The following is a 17,559-nucleotide window of genomic DNA, read 5'->3' on the forward strand; positions in this document are numbered from 1 at the left end:
AGCTATGCGATTTAGTCTCTACAGTTTTATGCCGAAAAGTCTCTACAAACGAGTAGGTAAGTAGCACGATTTTTTTAATAAATAGTCTGGAAAAAAGATCAGATTTACGGACTTTAAAAAATTAGCCCTTGTTTTGCACAACGTGTTTGTATATGGTTTGTTGCGTGGTTTAAGCACTAAAGTTAGCAAATAAAAACCGAATAGAAAATCCGCGAGGATTTTCGTAAGTAGGCTCGAACTAGCAATAAATTATATACGGTGTTGTAAGCTGGCTTTTTTTATTCTGTAAATTCTTTAATTTTATCTAACCAGTTTTTAATTTCATCATAACCTCCACGTTCGGTTAATCTTTCGACAGTCATTTTATTAATCGCATTTGTGTTTAATTGGCGTTTGGCTTTTGATATTTTTTTCTTTTGCTTTTCTTCCGTTTTTAATGGGTTTGGATTAATCGCATCCCAATCAGTATCACTTGTAACACTATGTACTTCTCTTGCAACTTTTTCAGGAACATCGTCTGTATCTATTATCTCTGTTAAGTTAATAGTAATATTTAAATCTTGATAACATTCGTTAATAGCTTCGTGATGTAAGTAGTTTTCAAACTCTAATTTAGTTGTGTTGTAACCAATTTTTTTATCATTATTTTCTGCATTCAAATCTGCGACACTTTGTACATATGCAGGAATATCTGAGTCATAAATATGTACTTGAGATTGAAGAAGACCATCTAAATATTTTTTTTCTATATAATACTTTAATTGAGAACCACCAGTAGGAATAAAAGCAACAGATTCATTGTTCTCTAAATTAATGATTGAGTTATCATTTGAGTTTAAAATTTTACTTATACCAATTAGGCCATTTATATCATTTTCGCCTTCTACAAAAATTAATACTTTGACTTTGTTTTTTGGGTCTGGTAACGCTCCTAACGTGTCTATAATTTTATCAATTATTTCTGTATTATCAGTACCATCTGGATTTATACCACTTTCAATTTTTGTATTACCATTGTCTGAATAAACATATCTCAATGATTTTTTTGGAATTTCTTTTGCAAGATTAGAATTATGTGTTGTAAAAAATACTTGAGCATTATCTGTCTCAGATAAATCTCTTAGAGCATTTACAATCATTAATTGGAAATCTGGGTGTTGAGATGTTTCAGGTTCTTCTAATGCATAAATAATGTTTGGAGCATTAGCAGTTCTTCTATTTTCAACTTGTGCTCTAAAAAAGCTTAGCAAGACTAAACGTCTCATTCCGCTTCCTCTTTTGTTTAAAGGAACACCTCTGTTATCTTCTAATGTTAATTTGAATATAGAATTCCAAGTCGGTTCTTTTGGAAAGTTAGAACGTAAAGTTTCAGCTAAATCTGAATCTAATTCGTTTAATTTATTTATTGTATCATCAGCAAGAGATGTAGAAGCGTTTTGAACAGCTTCTTTTAATTGAACTAATAAAGGTGTAATGTTGTCTCTTTTAAGAACTTCCTTTATTATTTCTTTCATTGGGTCTTGAATATCTGAATCTTGGTCAGTCAATGGTTTGTCTACGAAGAATAGAGAATATATTGGCAAGTATTTTTTTAAACCAGTCCATATTTTCTTTCTGTTATCTTCATTATCTAACTTTCCATCTATTTTTATTTCTGTGTTTATTTTCGTTATGTTTCCATCAGGGTAAAAGTGATTCCTTATTGCATTTCTTAATTCTTTACTTTTAGTTTTATTTACTCCCTCGGAATCAATGTTTAGCTCCTCAAATTGATTCTTTAATGTTGTTCTTTTTTTAGAAAGTAAATCCTTTAAATTCTCATTATCAGGATATTCACAGATAATAACAGATTCTTCTGAAACACTTCCAGATGCAGAAATTGGGAATTTCTTTTTAACTTCAAGTTTATTTTCAGGATTTAGTAGAAATTCATCTTTTAAACTCGTTTTTATCGTATCGTCAAGAATTAACTCTTCAGGTAAATCATCAAATACACACGTTATTTCTATTTGTGAATTGTCATTTGAAATACATAAATCATATTTGTCAGGCTTTCCATTAAAAAAAATGTCTAAAGCTTCTAAAATTGTTGATTTTCCAACATCATTTTTTCCAATGATAACATTCAAGTCTGAAATATCAATTTCTGTTTCTTGAGAATAGCTTCTGAAGTTTTTTAATTTTAGCTTGTTTAGTTTCATAGTTTATCGGTTCGGTCAGCTTGCTTACAACGTGTTTGTGTATGATTAGTTGCGTGGTTAGGCAACTAATTTAGCAAACTTTTACGAACCCGTGAAAATTCCGAAGGAATTTTCGCAAGTAGGCTAGAACCAAGCAATTAATTATACACGGTGTTGTGCCTCGTTATTTTTTCAGCAGTTATTAAAATCCTTTCCTCATTAGCCTCAAATTTAAATTCTGTATTATATAAAAAAGCCATTTTAGAAATTATCTCCAAATAATTAAAATCTGACTTATTCAACTGACAATATTTATTACATTTCTCTACTGCCTTTCTAAACTCCGTTTCGGTTGAAGCGTTTATGAAATATTTTTTTTCTTTTGTTTTATCTTTTAAGTTTGAAGTTATTTTTTCTTTTAATTCGCCATTCTTTCTATATGAAAAAAGAGTAATAAATTTGGGTTCTTTACTAAATGTTAAATTTTCTTTATCGAATTCAAACATCTTTTCTTCGATAATCACATCGTTTTCATATTTGCTTAATCTTTTAGATGATTCATAATAAGCAATATTACTTTTTTGTATTCTTTCCAATAAATTCTCGTTTTTGTCATATTTTTCTTGAAAATCAATTCTAACTGTTTTATCTAACCGTTCATAAATTTCAGTATAGCCACTTTTAGTATTATTTTCTGAATCGATTATTATTTCTTGCTTTTCGGTAAGAGTAGGTGCAATATCATCATTTGAAAAAGTCAAAACAGTTTCTTTATTACCTTCAATTGAGAAATCTGTGAACTCATCAATTTTCTCTTTTCCATTTTTTATATTGAATATTTCTTCCCCTTTTAATTGTTTGCCTTCATATTCTTTTTTAATAGAGTATTCTTCTACATTATATTCTCTAAATCCTTTTTTGAAGTTAGTTACTTTTACGTATGAAATTAAATTATCTTTATTATAAATTGAATCTTGAATAGTAAAATTGACTTTGATTTTTTCTTTTTCTGAATTTGATAGTTTTAACGATTTTATTTCATCAGTAAAATTATTATTCGATTCTTCTAATCTTTTTATTTCCTTCTCTTTTGTGTTTTTTTCATTCCAATAATAGATTAATCCAAATATTGCAATAATAGTAATGTAATTTCCAATATCCATATAGATTGGTTTTAATGAGGCACAACTAGTATATATCCAAACTTACTTAAATTTATCCTAAATTACAAACCAATTTAAGCATATATCCCAACTTTTTAGTAACTTTTTATATATTTGGGATTATGGCGGATATCACAACTTTTAAGAAATTTAAAGAACTCCTCTATATTAAACGATATAGTGAAAATAGTATAACAACTTATCTTGGTCTTTTAATGGCGTTTCATAAATTTATAGGTTTTCAAATTAATTTAGAAAACCTAGAAAATAAAGAGTTATTAGCACTTATAATAAAAGCTGTAGATCAAAAAAAATTAGCCTATGCTACACATAAACAGTTGTGTGCTGCCTTAAAATTGTTTTATAAAGAGATGTATGGTAGAAATATCGATTTTATTTCGGTATATCCAACACGCAGACCTAAGCCTTTGCCTAATATATTATCTCTAAAGGAGGTAAAAGCGGTGTTGAGTGCTCACGATAATTTAAAACATAAAACCATGCTAACTGTTATTTATGCTTTAGGTTTACGTAGTGGCGAACTTATTAATCTTAAAGTTACAGATATATATAGCGATCGTAAACAAATTCATATTAAAACAGCAAAAGGTAAAAAGGATAGAGTGTTACCATTTCCGGATTCTCTACGGCAAATATTAAGAGTTTATTATAAAGAATATAAACCTAAAGAGTATTTGTTTTATGGTCAAAAAGGAGGGAAGTACTCTAGCGAGAGTTTACGAAAAGTATTTAGTGAGGCTTTAATAAAAGCTAAAATTAGTACTCCTGTAACTTTACATGGTTTGCGTCATGCTTATGCCACACATTTAATGGATAAAGGGATTGATGTTAGAGTTATTAAAGAATTACTTGGTCACAACTCTATAAAAACTACTTTAATTTATACACATGTAACTACTAAAACTTTAGAAAACGTACCCAATCCATTAGATTTTTTATAATTAAAATCGCATAGTTGTTCTTACATTAAATACTCTAGGAGTTAAGTAGTTAGGGATTCCATATTGGCGTTTACTATACACATCTCTAACCCAAGTATTGGTAATGGAGTTTTGCACATCAAACACATTAAATATTTCAAAACCTAACGAGAGTTCTTTAAATGGTTTTTTCCATCCCGAATCAAATTGTCGTTTTGCATCTACTAAAACTAATTGTAAACCTAAATCTGCACGTTTGTAGTCTGGTAAACGATTTTGATACTGGTAAGGGTCTGCGTAACTTGGTGAGCCTCCAGGTAATCCTGTATTATAAACCAAATTTAAATATACTTTTAAATTTGGCACGTTAGGTACGTAATCTTGAAACAGCGCAGCAAACTTTAACCGTTGGTCTGTTGGTCTGGCTATAAACCCTCTATTATCTATGTTTTCTTCGGTTTTTAAATACCCAAAACTAAACCAGCTTTCTGTTCCTGGTACAAATTCGCCATTTAATCTTAGGTCTAACCCATACGCATAAGCTTCAGCATTATTATTAGCTCTGTAGCGTATTCTAACATTTTCTACTGTATAAGGATTAACATTTGTAATGGTCTTGTAATAAATTTCACTGGTTAATTTAAATGGCCTTTCCCATATTTTAAAACTATAATCGTTTCCTAATACTAAATGAAACGATTTTTGTGCTTTAACCTCTGGTTGTACTGTTCCATTAGCATCACGCAACTCTCTATAAAATGGTGGTTGGTAATATAAACCTGTTCCTAGCCTAAACAGCATATCTTTTTGCCAATTTGGCTTAATTGTAAACTGTGCTCTTGGACTAAAAACAACATCAGAGTTGGTTTCTAAACCATCTCCTTTAATTGTCCAACTATGCGCACGAACACCTGCATTATACCAAACATCGTGTTCGCCTAACTTACTGCGTTTACTCCATTGTACAAAGGCTTGTAAACGATTAATTTTTGTGTTATTTGTAGCTCTTACATTTTGGAAGGGTGTAATGGGACCTTCGTCTGGTGCATAAGGTTGCTCGTTAAAAAAGTCTGAGTTTGGCGGATTTATAGAAAAACCTGCCGAGTCTATCACTTCCCATTCTACTAAACGGTCTCTAATATCTTCGTTTGTATATTTTACAGACCATCTAAACTCATTATCATCTATTGTGTAATCTCCTTTTTGTTCTACAGTTGTAATTAAGGCATCCAAATCGTTTCGCCCATGGTTTAATTGGCTTCCAATCCCTTCGCTAAACTCAACTTCACCTAAATCTTCATCACCAATATTACTGTTAACTTCTCCTAATCTGTATTGTGCTAAAATATCAAAATACTCTTCTTCTGTAGTGTGGTAGGAGGAAGCCACAAGGTCTAAATTTAAATCCTCATTTACTTTATAACTTCCTTTTAAAGCTCCAAAAACGGTTTGGTATTGGTCTTTTTCTTGTCCTTGATAAAACACTAACAATGCTAATGGATTGTCCAATGTGCCAAAATTTGTTTGTCTGGTTTGTGGCTCGTAATTATATTTGTTAATAGAGGCATTTCCTAAAAAACTAAGCTGAAACTTATCGTTAAAATCATAAGTTAAAAAGGTTTGTAAATCTGCAAATGTAGGATCGTAATTAGTTTCTGTTTCTTTTGCATTTACTAGTAAACTATTGTCTCTGTAACGAATGCCTGCTATTGCCGAAAATTTTGAGTCCTTACTCACAGTTTCTACTGCAACACTTCCTCCAAGCAAACTTAAATCGGCTTGTACACCAAAAGCATAAGGTTTTTTGTAAGTAATATCTAAAACAGAAGAGAGCTTGTCGCCATATTTTGCTTGGAAACCACCTGCAGAAAACTCAACGTTATCCACCAAATCTGTATTTACAAAACTTAAACCTTCTTGTTGGCCAGAGCGAATTAAAAATGGTCTATACACTTCAATACCATTAACATACACCAAATTTTCGTCGTAATTTCCACCTCTAACGGAGTATTGTGTACTTAACTCGTTATTACCACTTACACCAGGTAAAGTTTTTAATAAGTTTTCTACTCCAGCATTGGCACCAGGTATTTTACGTATGGCTTTTGGCTCTAAAGTGATTATCCCTTCAATATTATCTCTTTGCTTTGCCGAAATTACAACCTCGCTAATTTGTGCAACATCAACAATCATAATAGGATTAAACTCTAAGGCTTCATTTTTTTCTAAATTGAAAATTGCCGTAACCTTTTTATGCGAAATATGTGTAAATTCAATTTTTACATCTATATCTGAAGGAATTTTAAGTAAATAAAAACCATTCTCGTTTGTGGTTGTACCAGAGCCAGTTGCTGTTTTTATATTTACGCCTTCTATGGGTAATTTAGCATCGTTTAAAATTACACCTTTAATAGTAGCTTGTTGTGCAAGGCTTAATAACGGAAGCACTAGTATTATAATGAATAATAAGTTAGGTTTTAAAGTCAAAGTATAAGGGTTTTATTTTCTGTAAAAGGTTGCTTCAAAAGTAGAATTATTTCCAACATTATCTGTAACAATTACTTTTAATTTATTTTCGGTGTCTGTGTTTACGCCATCGTTAAAATCATAAATCAGCGTTTTTTTCTTATAGTCGTACTCCATTAAAATCCATTTTCCGTTTATAGTTGCTCTATAATTAGAAATTCCAGAGGTTTTGTCATCAATTTTTAATTTTAAAAAGCGATACTTACTTAACCATTTTTTATTCTGAAAATTAATAGGTGTAATTGTTGGATTATCTGTGTCTGTTGCCAAAATATAAGTGCCTAAATCTTTAGTTCTGCACACCAAGTTTTCACCTTCTCTTTTTGTCCAAGCATAACTAGCAAAATTATTCCAGCCCACTAATTTTGCAATGTAAAGCTGGTTTTTATCTTCTTTTTTATACCTACTTAAATCATAAGTAATAGTCATGTATTTTGTTAAAGGTACTGTAGGTTGGTGTATTTTAACAGTGTCGTTTTTAATTTCAAAGTCTAAATATAAATCTTCATAAAAGCTGTTGGCTGGTATAGAAACAGTTATATTATCTTGTTTTAATTCGGTTTTTTGGTCTGCAAAAATATAATGGTCTGTCACTAATTTATCTTCACATTCAATATCTTTTAAATCTAACTCTTGCCCTTTAATATTTATACTTATCCAAACATCGTTATCTTTAAAATCTTTTACACGCACTTTGTAAACAGACGACGTGCTATCCTCTACAGTCAGGATGCCTTCTTCTTGCACATTTTTATATAAGCTTAAAGGGTTGTTGGGTTCTCTATATAGTTTTTGTATGCGATGTTTATGGTTTTTGTAATGTTCAAAATCTATTAATCTATTAAGGTGTTTTGTTTCGTCAAAAGAAAAACGCTTAAAATCAATTTCAAAAATAGGAACTCCATTAAAAAAGCTTTGTATAGCATAAACGCCATTTTTGTTGGCAGCCATATTTTGCCTGTCTGTAGTAGATACTCCAAAGCCTATACGACCAAAAGCTTTAATATCTTCAATTATAAAGTCGCCAGAAGGCTGCGATATTAATCTTAATTTTTGTTTTTGGTTAGATTTATTTACATGAGAATACTCATCTAAAGGATAAGCATAAAAACTAGCAATTAAAGGTTTTTTGGTATCTTCCACATCAATACCAAAAAGTAACGGATTTATAGGTCGCTCTGCATTATCTCTAATTTCGTAATGTAAATGTGGTCCACCAGAACTCCCTGTGTTACCAGTATAAGCAACAATTTCGCCTTTAGTTACAATAAGCTCGTCCATAGTAGGAAAAACTTCAATCTCAAACGATTCTTTTTCGTATTGTTTAGCTTTAATATAAGCTTCAATTTTAGGACTAAACTTCTCTAAGTGACCATAAACAGTGACATAACCATTTGGGTGTGTAATATACAGTGCTTTACCATATCCAAAATGCGCAATTTTAATTCGGCTTACATAACCATTTGCTGCAGAAAAAACTTTTTTTCCAGTACGTTGTTGTGTTTTTATATCTAAACCAGCATGAAAGTGATTGTTTCTTAATTCTCCAAACGTGCCAGAAAGTACGATAGGAATGTCCAACGGACTCCTAAAATAATCTTGAGGATATTCTGCTTGAGAGAAGCAAAAAGAAGAAAATAGTAATAAAAAGAATAAAAGTGATCTCATAAGATTGTTAATAACGCTAAAATATTAAAATGAAGTATAAATAACGCAACAAATAGTTAATTACTGCTACAAATTGTTTGTTATTAGTATTGAAAACAAGGCGACTAAACTTAAAAATAAAATTTATGATAAAACTATTGTAAATTATAGTAACTTCTGTTAACTTTGTAAGGTAAGTATTGATATTTGTAAATGAGTCATATTGAAGATATTGTCGATAATCTTGAAACTAAAATTACTAAAGTCTTAAAAAAACTCGATGTTTTAAAGCAAACTAATAGTAAATTAAATAAAGAATTAGCACTATCAGAAACCAAAATAAAAGCACAACAAATAGAGTTGCAAACTTGGGAAGATAAATATGAAGCATTAAAAATTGCAAATACAATGCTAGGTAGTGACGAAAATAAAAGAGAAACTAAACTCAAAATAAATACATTAATTAGGGAAATTGATCATTGTATCGCTCAACTTGCCGAATAATGTTAACTTTACATAATGTCTAATAAGCTTAAAATAAAGCTCTCTATAGCAAATAGAGTTTATCCTTTAACCATTCCGCCAAGTCAGGAAGAAGGATTAAGAAAAGCTGCAAAAAGCATAGATGCGATGATAAAACAGTTTGAGCAAAGTTATTCTGTTAGAGATAAACAAGATGTTTTAGCCATGTGTGCTTTACAATTTGCCTCTCAAGTAGAACAGAAATCTATAGATAAAGTAAATGTTTCTAAGCATGTAGAGGATAAATTAAATTCTCTAAACATGTTGTTAGAGGAGCATTTAAACTCTTAACGTTCTTATAAATAAACATAGGTTACTGCCTACATTAGTTATTTTTTTGATAAACTCAACGTTAATTCTTTTGAGAAGGGTGAGTTTAAGTTGTAAAAGCGTGCTGCTATTGCTATGTATTTAGCTCTTTAGGCAGATTATTGATCAGCTTGTTAGCCCTAAACTTGTATTTAAAGGAGTTTATACAAAACCAAAACTAGTGTAGGCTTTTTTTATATAATTAACTTAACTAAACAATGGATAATCCAATTATACTGGTAGTAGCAGGAATAGCAATAGGAGCAATAATAGGCTATATTATTGCTAAAGTATTAGAAAAAAACAATGCCTCTAAGGTGATTAAAAATGCCAAAAAGAGTGCAGCCTCTATACTTAAAGATGCAAAAAGCGAAGGCGAAAGCATTAAAAAAGATAAAATATTACAAGCAAAAGAAAAATTTATTGAATTAAAATCTGAGCACGAAAAGGTTATTAATTCTAGAGATAAAAAAATGGCAGATACCGAAAAACGTATTCGCGATAAAGAGTCTCAAGTATCTAGCGAACTTTCTAAAAACAAAAAATTAAATTTAGAAGTAGAAAATAAAGTCGCAGATTACAATAAACGTTTAGAATTTCTTGATAAAAAGGAAGACGAAGTAAGTAAAATGCATAAGCGACAAGTAGAGCAATTAGAAGTAATTTCTAGCCTCTCTGCAGAAGAAGCCAAGTCGCAACTCATAGAATCTCTTAAAGGAGAAGCCAAAAACGAGTCTATGGCCTACATTCAAAATGTAATTGAAGAAGCTAAACTTACAGCACAACAAGATGCTAAAAAAATAATTATAAACACCATACAACGTATTGGTACAGAAGAAGCTGTAGATAACTGTGTCTCTGTATTTAATATTGAAAGCGACGATGTAAAAGGACGCATTATTGGTAGAGAAGGTCGTAATATTAGAGCTATCGAAGCTGCAACAGGAGTAGAAATTATTGTGGACGATACACCAGAAGCTATAATACTATCTTGTTTTGACTCTGTTAGAAGAGAAATTGCACGATTGTCGCTACACAAATTAGTAACAGACGGTCGCATACATCCTGCGCGTATTGAAGAGGTTGTTAGAAAAACACAAAAACAAATAGAACAAGAAATTATTGAGGTTGGTAAACGTACAGTTATAGATTTAGGTATTCATGGTTTAAATCCAGAACTTATAAAAATGGTAGGACGTATGAAATACCGTTCGTCTTATGGACAAAACCTATTACAGCACTCGCGTGAGGTTGCAAAACTTTGTGGTGTAATGGCTGCAGAATTAGGTTTAAATCCAAAATTGGCCAAGCGAGCAGGATTACTACACGATATTGGTAAAGTGCCAGATGCAGAAACAGATATGGAAACTCCACATGCGATTTTAGGAATGCAATGGGCAGAAAAATATGGTGAAAAGCCAGAAGTTTGTAATGCTATTGGTGCACACCATGACGAGATAGAAATGACGTCTCTACTATCACCAATAATACAAGTTTGCGATGCCATTTCTGGGGCAAGACCAGGAGCAAGGCGTCAAGTATTAGATTCGTATATACAACGTTTAAAAGATTTAGAAGATGTTGCTTTTGGGTTTAATGGTGTTAAAAAAGCTTATGCTATACAAGCAGGTAGAGAATTACGTGTAATCGTTGAAAGCGAAAAGGTGTCTGACCAAAATGCAGCAGATTTATCGTTTAATATTTCGCAAAAAATACAAACAGATATGACGTATCCTGGTCAGGTTAAAGTCACAGTAATACGAGAAACAAGAGCTGTAAATATTGCTAAATAGGATAGTAGTAAAGTTTACATATAAATAATTTTAAAAAAACCAATTAATACTATTAATTGGTTTTTTTAATGTCGTCTGGCAGTTATTGTAAATGTGGTTCCTTTGTTAACCTCGCTATTTACAGTTATAGAGCCTCCAAACGTTTCTATCTGATTTTTTATGAGGTACAATCCAACACCTTCAGAGTCTGAGTTGTTATGAAACGTTTTGTATAAACCAAAGATATCTTTTCCGTATTTATTTAAATCGATTCCAATACCATTATCTGTAATAGTTACTCTTACTGCATCACTAGAAAAGTGAGATTCAATTGTAATTACTGGATCTCTATCAGGATGTTTATACTTAATTGCATTTGTAAGTAAATTTTGTATCACACTTTCAAAATAAGCAGCATTATAATAAACATATAATTTAGGATCAACTTTATTGTAAATAGTAGCATTGCTTTCTGCTATTACCATATTTAACATCTCCATAATTGTATCAATCTCTTTAGCAATATAAATTTTATTAATAACCTCTTGCTTTTTGGATTGTACAGAAACTACATCGTTTAAATTGGCAATGGTTTTACTTAGAGAGTGCGATACTGCATTAAGGTGGTTGATTAATTCTTCTTTTTCTTCTATGGTTTTTGCTTCAATATAAAATTGTAAAAGACTTTCTAAATTACCAGCATGCTGTTTTAAATTATGTGTTACAATATGTGCAAAGTTTTTTAACTTATTATTTTGCTCTGTAGCAATTTTTAATGCAATATGGTTATTTTCTTCACTATTTACTGTTTCAGTAATATCAACATGAGTACCAATAACTCTTATTTCCTTGCCTTCTTCATTTTTTTCAATAACTTTCCCTCTATCTAAAACCCATTTGTAACTTCCATCTTTACAAAGTATGCGATGTTTGTTTTCGTATATAGGTTGTAATCCGTTAAGATGATTTTGGAAATCCTGAAAGTATTTTTCTCTATCATCAGGATGTACTCTATTATTCCATGCATTAGGATCGTCTCCAAAAGAGGCATCATCCTCAAAGCCAATAATTGCTTTCGAGGCTCTGGAAAAAAATACCTTATTTAATTCGCTATTATAATCCCAAATACCAACATTAGAAATATTTAATGCTAATTGCCACTTTAAATCTTTGTAAATATCAATAGTATTATCTTGGTTTAAATTCTCTTTTTCAATAGCCATTGGTTTAAATTTAACAGAATTAGGCTAGGGATATTACTAAATCTGAATTTTAAATGGATAAATATAAGTTTTTTATCCGATTAAAAACAAATAAAACCGACAAAATGAAACTATTTTCTGGGATGGAATGTATTTACAACCTGTTTAAGGAGGCTTCTATCTACATGCATATATATTTCTGTGGTCGTTATACTTTCGTGGCCAAGCATAAGTTGTATAGCTCTTAAATCGGCACCATTTTCTAATAAATGTGTAGCAAACGAGTGTCTTAAGGTGTGTGGAGAAATGTTTTTTTGTAGATTTATAGCTTTTGCCAGTTGTTTAATAATGGTAAAAATCATGGCTCTAGTAAGTTGCTTACCGCGTCGGTTTAAAAACAAAATGTCTTGGTGACCATCTTCGATTTTTAAATGGACTCTAACCTCATTTTTATAACAATTAATATATTTTTTTGTCGTTTCCATTATAGGAATAAACCTTTGTTTATCGCCTTTGCCTGTTACTTTTATAAAGTCTTCATCAAAAAACAAATCAGAAATTTTTAGATGTATTAATTCGCTAACTCGTAAGCCACAACCATATAAAGTTTCTATAATAGCTCTGTTACGTTCCCCTTGTGGTTTGCTCAAATCAATGGCATCAATAAGCGCGTTAATTTCATTTTCGTTTAATGTATCTGGTAATTTTCTGCCAATTTTAGGTGATTCAATAAGCTCTAAGGGGTTGGTTTCTCTATAGTTTTCAAAAATAAGATAATTAAAAAAACTTTTTAAACCAGAAATTATTCGCGATTGCGATCTACTATTAACTTCTTTAGCAATGGTATAGATAAAGTGTTGTATAGTGTCTTTGTCGATGTCTAAAGGAGAAACATTAATTGTGTTAACCTCTAAAAAGTTAATAAGTTTATTAACATCTAGCACATAATTGTTAATAGAGTTAACCGAAAGGCCTCTTTCTATTTTAAGGTATAATTCGAAATCTTTTAGTGCATGTTGCCATTTCATTGGTTAAATGTATGAATTTTTTAGAAATTACTGGTTAATTGTAAGTGATTGAAAACTAAAAAGTTAAAAACAAATTGTTAACAAAATTGTTAATAAGTGGTTAATGGATGATTAATTATTGGAAAAAAAGTATTTAGTTTGCACAGTAATAACAACTTAAAAACTTTTAAATTATGAAAAAATTAATGTTAGTTGCTGTGTTTGCACTAGTTGGGTTCACAGTAAATGCTCAAAATTTTAATGCTGGAATCAGTGCAGCTCTACCAATTGGTGATGCTGGTGATTCTTATACTTTTGGTATCAATTTGGATATTAACTATTTATGGGAAGTGTCTGATCAATTTGATGCTGGTATTGCTTCTGGTTATGCTCATTCATTTGGTGATTCATTTGAAGTTCTTGGTACTTCTTTCGATGTTGAAGATGCAGGTTTTTTACCTATTGCAGCAGCAGGTCGTTTTAATGTTTCAGATCAATTTACTTTAGGAGCAGACTTAGGTTATGCGGTTGGAATTAGTCCTGACGGTAATGATGGTGGTTTTTATTATGCACCAAAATTACAATATGGAGTTTCCGAAACAATAGATATTGTTGCTGCTTACAGAGGAGTAAGCCTTGATGGTGGGTCTTTTGATACTATCACTTTAGGTGTTGAATTTGGTTTGTAAATTCTACCATTTATAAATTTAAAACCGAAGCAATTTGCTTCGGTTTTTTTTGTTATAATTTTAACATTTAACATTTGCTCATTTTATACAATACCTATAATTTCGCCAACTAATTTTAAACAATCTATTATGAAAAAAACTTTACTTATCGCTGCAATTGCAGTATTTGGATTTTCAAATGTTAATGCACAAGAAGACAAACCTACTTATGGTTTTACAGAAGGAAATGTTTTAATTGAAGGGAACTTAGGTTTTAACAGTGAAAACGATAAAAATTCTGAAACTAAAACAAGTAATTTTACATTTAATCCTAAAGCAGGATATTTTTTAAATGAAGATCTTGCTGTTGGTTTAACATTATCTTACAACTCGTTTAATGAAGAAGTTGCAGGTACAGATACTGAGGATGGCTCTACTTTTGGAGCTGGAGTTTTTGCACGTTACTATTTTTTAGATTTAGGAAAGCGTTTTAAAACTTTTACTGAATTTAACGTAGGATTTGATACTACTAAAGATGATATATCAGATTTTAAATCTAACGGATTAGGTTTAGGACTTGGATTAGGTATTAACTATTTTGTAAAAGAAAATATAGCTATTACTTTTGGTTTATCAGATGTCTTATCATACAGATCAGATAAAGTAGATGTTGATGGAGCAGAAGCTGTAACAGAATTTAACGGAAATGTAAACGTTTTCAATAACTTTTTTGAAACTGCACAATTTGGATTAATGTTCAAATTCTAATTTTTTTAAAAAAATATAAAAACCGAAGCTATGCGCTTCGGTTTTTTTTATGTTTAAATTTTTCAAGATTTTTTAACGTATTTGCCTTGTAAGAAATTTAGTGATTATTTAGTTTTGCAAATAAAATTTATAAAATTTTAAAATGAGAAAATTACTTTCTATTGCTGTATTTACAGTGCTTGGTTTATCGTCTATAAATGCACAAGAAATAAAGTTTGGTGCTAAAGGAGGTGTTAATTTTTCTAGTATTTCTGGTGAGAATACAGATGGAGTTGAAAATCTAACCTCTTTTCATGCAGGAGCTGTTGCAGAGATTATGATTTCTGATAGAGTGTCTTTTCAGCCAGAAGTATTATATTCTAAACAAGGTGCAAATTCTAGTTTCGAAAATGAACTTGAAAAAGATGAGTATAAATATTCACTAGATTATATAAATGTTCCTTTATTAGCTAAAATATATATTGCTGAAGGTTTTAGTGTTGTTGCAGGACCACAAATAGGCTTTCTATTAAATGCAGAAGAAGAGTATAATTATACAAGCAAATCTGGTGTTGTACGTAATATATCTACAACAGAAGATGTGAAAGAATTTTATAAAAGCACAGATTTTAGTACAAGTTTAGGATTAGGCTATCAATTTGATAATGGACTAAATTTTGGAGCACGTTATAATTTAGGCTTATCTAATATAAACGATGGTAATGATACAGACGACTCTAAAAACCAAAATAACGCTATTCAAGTTTCTGTAGGGTTTATGTTTTAAATCTTATTCATAATATACTATTTTAAAACCGAAGCAGTATTAACTTCGGTTTTTTTATGTCTTAAATTTAATATCTTTACTTTATGAAACAACTCATCATCATTAATGGACCTAACTTAAATTTATTAGGTAAGCGCGAAACTAATATTTATGGCGACCACACTTTTACAGAATTTTATGAGACTGTAAAAAGTAAATATTCCTCGATGTCTATAGAGTATTTTCAATCTAATATAGAAGGTGAAATTATAGACAAAATACAAGAAGTAGGTTTTAGTTACGATGGTATAATTTTAAATGCTGCAGCATACACACATACCTCTATTGGTATAGGAGATGCGGTAAAAGCCATTGAAACTCCTGTGGTAGAGGTGCATATTTCTAATACTTTTGGTAGAGAAGAGTTTAGGCACCAATCGTTTGTGTCACCCAATGCTAGAGGTGTAATTTTAGGTTTTGGATTACAAAGTTATGAGTTGGCTATACAGAGTTTTATTAATAAGTGAATAGTGAATAGTGAGAGGTATAAGTTGAAAAATGAAAATAAAAAAATGCGAATTAACTAATTCGCATTTTTTTATTTTCAGCTATCAGCTATCAGCTATCAGCTAATTATAAATGGATCACTTCATCATAAGCGTCTGCAACAGCTTCCATAACAGCTTCACTCATTGTTGGATGCGGATGTATTGCTTTAAGCACTTCGTGTCCTGTAGTTTCTAATTTTCGACCTAAAACAGCTTCAGCAATCATATCTGTAACACCTGCACCAATCATGTGGCATCCTAACCACTCACCATATTTAGCATCAAAAATTACTTTTACAAACCCATCTTTTGCACCAGAGGCGCTTGCTTTACCAGAGGCAGAGAATGGGAATTTACCAACTTTAATATCTAAACCTTGCTCTTTGGCTTGCTTTTCGGTTAAACCAACACTTGCAATTTCTGGAGAACAGTAGGTACAACCAGGTACATTTCCATAATCCAAAGCTTCAACATGCTGACCTGCAATTTTTTCTACACACAAAATACCTTCTGCAGAGGCTACGTGTGCCAATGCTTGACCAGGAGTAACATCTCCAATTGCATAATAGCCAGGAATATTTGTTTGGTAATAATCGTTTACCAAAATTTTATCTCTATCTACTGCTATACCAACGTTTTCTAAACCAATATTTTCAATATTAGACTTAATTCCGACTGCAGACAATACTAAATCAGCCTCTAAAACGTCTTCTCCTTTTTTAGTTTTAACTGTCGCTTTAACTCCAGTTCCAGAAGTATCTACTTTGGTCACTTCTGCAGATGTCATTACCTTAATTCCACTTTTCTTAAATGAGCGTTCTAATTGCTTAGACACATCCTCATCTTCAACAGGAACAATATTTGGTAAATATTCTACAATAGTTACTTCTGTTCCCATAGAGTTATAGAAATAAGCAAACTCAACACCAATTGCTCCAGAACCAACAACAATCAATTTTTTTGGTTGTTTCTCTAAAGTCATTGCTTGTCTATAACCTATAACTTTTTTACCATCTTGTGGTAAACTTGGTAACTCACGAGAGCGTGCACCTGTAGCAATAATAATATGGTCTGCGCTATATTCTTTTCCATCCACTTCAACTTTTTTACCAGTTTTAAGTGTTCCAAAGCCTTCAATAACATCAATTTTGTTTTTTTTCATTAAAAACTGAACGCCTTTACTCATTCCATCTGCAACACCACGACTACGTTTTACCACTGCATCAAAATCGTGAGTAGCTTCTTTAACATTCAAACCATAATCTTCGGCATGTTTTAAGTACTCAAAAACTTGAGCAGATTTTAGTAGCGCTTTTGTAGGTATGCAACCCCAATTTAGGCATACACCTCCTAAGTTTTCTTTTTCTACAATAGCAGTTTTAAAGCCTAATTGCGAAGCTCTAATTGCTGTTACGTAGCCTCCAGGACCACTACCTAAAACTAAAATATCGTATTTACTCATGTGTGTTATTTTTGTCTAATTTTTAAGGTTACGAAGTTACAAAACCTAATGTAAAAATTACAAATTACAAATACAAAATTTCAAAATCCAAAACCTATA

General features: G+C 31.0%; 15 protein-coding genes and 1 other RNA gene. 9 read left to right on the forward strand and 7 right to left on the reverse strand.

The features are described from left to right. Positions 1-278 precede the first annotated feature (278 nt). Entirely contained in the window at positions 279-2,201 is a 1,923-nt protein-coding gene (locus ACVC5O_RS06520) for an ATP-binding protein (RefSeq protein WP_452220668.1), read from the reverse strand. A gap of 137 nt (positions 2,202-2,338) precedes the next feature. Further along, the gene (locus tag ACVC5O_RS06525) at positions 2,339-3,343 is read right to left on the reverse strand and encodes a hypothetical protein (RefSeq protein WP_452220669.1); all 1,005 of its coding nucleotides are present in this window, start codon (positions 3,341-3,343) and stop codon (positions 2,339-2,341) included. 122 nt (positions 3,344-3,465) lie between these two features. On the opposite strand from ACVC5O_RS06525, the gene ACVC5O_RS06530 reads away from it, so the two are divergent. After that, positions 3,466-4,305: a tyrosine-type recombinase/integrase gene (locus ACVC5O_RS06530; protein ID WP_452220670.1), complete on the forward strand. Its 840-nt coding sequence runs from the start codon at positions 3,466-3,468 to the stop codon at positions 4,303-4,305. On the opposite strand, the gene ACVC5O_RS06535 is transcribed toward ACVC5O_RS06530, so the two are convergent. Both ACVC5O_RS06535 and ACVC5O_RS06540 read right to left on the reverse strand, forming a co-directional pair. Continuing rightward, positions 4,306-6,771: a TonB-dependent receptor gene (locus ACVC5O_RS06535; protein ID WP_452220671.1), complete on the reverse strand. Its 2,466-nt coding sequence runs from the start codon at positions 6,769-6,771 to the stop codon at positions 4,306-4,308. Positions 6,772-6,783: 12 nt separating this feature from the next. Further along, positions 6,784-8,478: a M23 family metallopeptidase gene (locus ACVC5O_RS06540; protein ID WP_452220672.1), complete on the reverse strand. Its 1,695-nt coding sequence runs from the start codon at positions 8,476-8,478 to the stop codon at positions 6,784-6,786. Positions 8,479-8,670: 192 nt separating this feature from the next. On the opposite strand from ACVC5O_RS06540, the gene ACVC5O_RS06545 reads away from it, so the two are divergent. The 4 genes from ACVC5O_RS06545 (at position 8,671) to rny (ending at position 11,081) form a co-directional block, all read left to right on the forward strand. Then, complete coding sequence (locus ACVC5O_RS06545; protein ID WP_452220673.1) at positions 8,671-8,961, forward strand: hypothetical protein; 291 nt, start codon at positions 8,671-8,673, stop codon at positions 8,959-8,961. Positions 8,962-8,976: 15 nt separating this feature from the next. Continuing rightward, a complete protein-coding gene (locus tag ACVC5O_RS06550) occupies positions 8,977-9,270 on the forward strand; it encodes a cell division protein ZapA (RefSeq protein ID WP_452220674.1) in 294 nt (97 codons plus the stop codon). 53 nt (positions 9,271-9,323) lie between these two features. Further along, positions 9,324-9,452, forward strand: a non-coding RNA gene (ssrS, locus tag ACVC5O_RS06555) — 6S RNA. A gap of 54 nt (positions 9,453-9,506) precedes the next feature. Beyond that, a complete protein-coding gene (gene rny / locus ACVC5O_RS06560; protein WP_452220675.1) occupies positions 9,507-11,081 on the forward strand; it encodes a ribonuclease Y in 1,575 nt (524 codons plus the stop codon). 65 nt (positions 11,082-11,146) lie between these two features. Here rny and ACVC5O_RS06565 read toward each other — a convergent pair whose 3' ends face one another. Then, complete coding sequence (locus ACVC5O_RS06565) at positions 11,147-12,283, reverse strand: sensor histidine kinase (RefSeq protein WP_452220676.1); 1,137 nt, start codon at positions 12,281-12,283, stop codon at positions 11,147-11,149. 110 nt (positions 12,284-12,393) lie between these two features. After that, positions 12,394-13,290: a site-specific tyrosine recombinase XerD gene (gene xerD, locus ACVC5O_RS06570; protein WP_452220677.1), complete on the reverse strand. Its 897-nt coding sequence runs from the start codon at positions 13,288-13,290 to the stop codon at positions 12,394-12,396. A 173-nt stretch (positions 13,291-13,463) separates the two neighbouring features. On the opposite strand from xerD, the gene ACVC5O_RS06575 reads away from it, so the two are divergent. From ACVC5O_RS06575 to aroQ, 4 genes are all read left to right on the forward strand, one after another. Beyond that, on the forward strand, positions 13,464-13,958 hold the full coding sequence (locus ACVC5O_RS06575; RefSeq protein WP_452220678.1) for an outer membrane beta-barrel protein: 495 nt from the start codon (positions 13,464-13,466) through the stop codon (positions 13,956-13,958). Between the two features lie 129 nt (positions 13,959-14,087). Then, positions 14,088-14,705 (forward strand): outer membrane beta-barrel protein, encoded by a 618-nt coding sequence (locus tag ACVC5O_RS06580; protein WP_452220679.1) that lies wholly within the window; start codon positions 14,088-14,090, stop codon positions 14,703-14,705. A gap of 142 nt (positions 14,706-14,847) precedes the next feature. Further along, positions 14,848-15,471: a porin family protein gene (locus ACVC5O_RS06585; protein ID WP_452220680.1), complete on the forward strand. Its 624-nt coding sequence runs from the start codon at positions 14,848-14,850 to the stop codon at positions 15,469-15,471. Positions 15,472-15,554: 83 nt separating this feature from the next. Beyond that, positions 15,555-15,977: a type II 3-dehydroquinate dehydratase gene (gene aroQ, locus ACVC5O_RS06590; RefSeq protein WP_452220681.1), complete on the forward strand. Its 423-nt coding sequence runs from the start codon at positions 15,555-15,557 to the stop codon at positions 15,975-15,977. Between the two features lie 106 nt (positions 15,978-16,083). Here aroQ and lpdA read toward each other — a convergent pair whose 3' ends face one another. Further along, complete coding sequence (gene lpdA, locus ACVC5O_RS06595; RefSeq protein ID WP_452220682.1) at positions 16,084-17,460, reverse strand: dihydrolipoyl dehydrogenase; 1,377 nt, start codon at positions 17,458-17,460, stop codon at positions 16,084-16,086. Positions 17,461-17,559: the final 99 nt, after the last annotated feature.

It is taken from the genome of Lacinutrix salivirga (assembly GCF_053604675.1).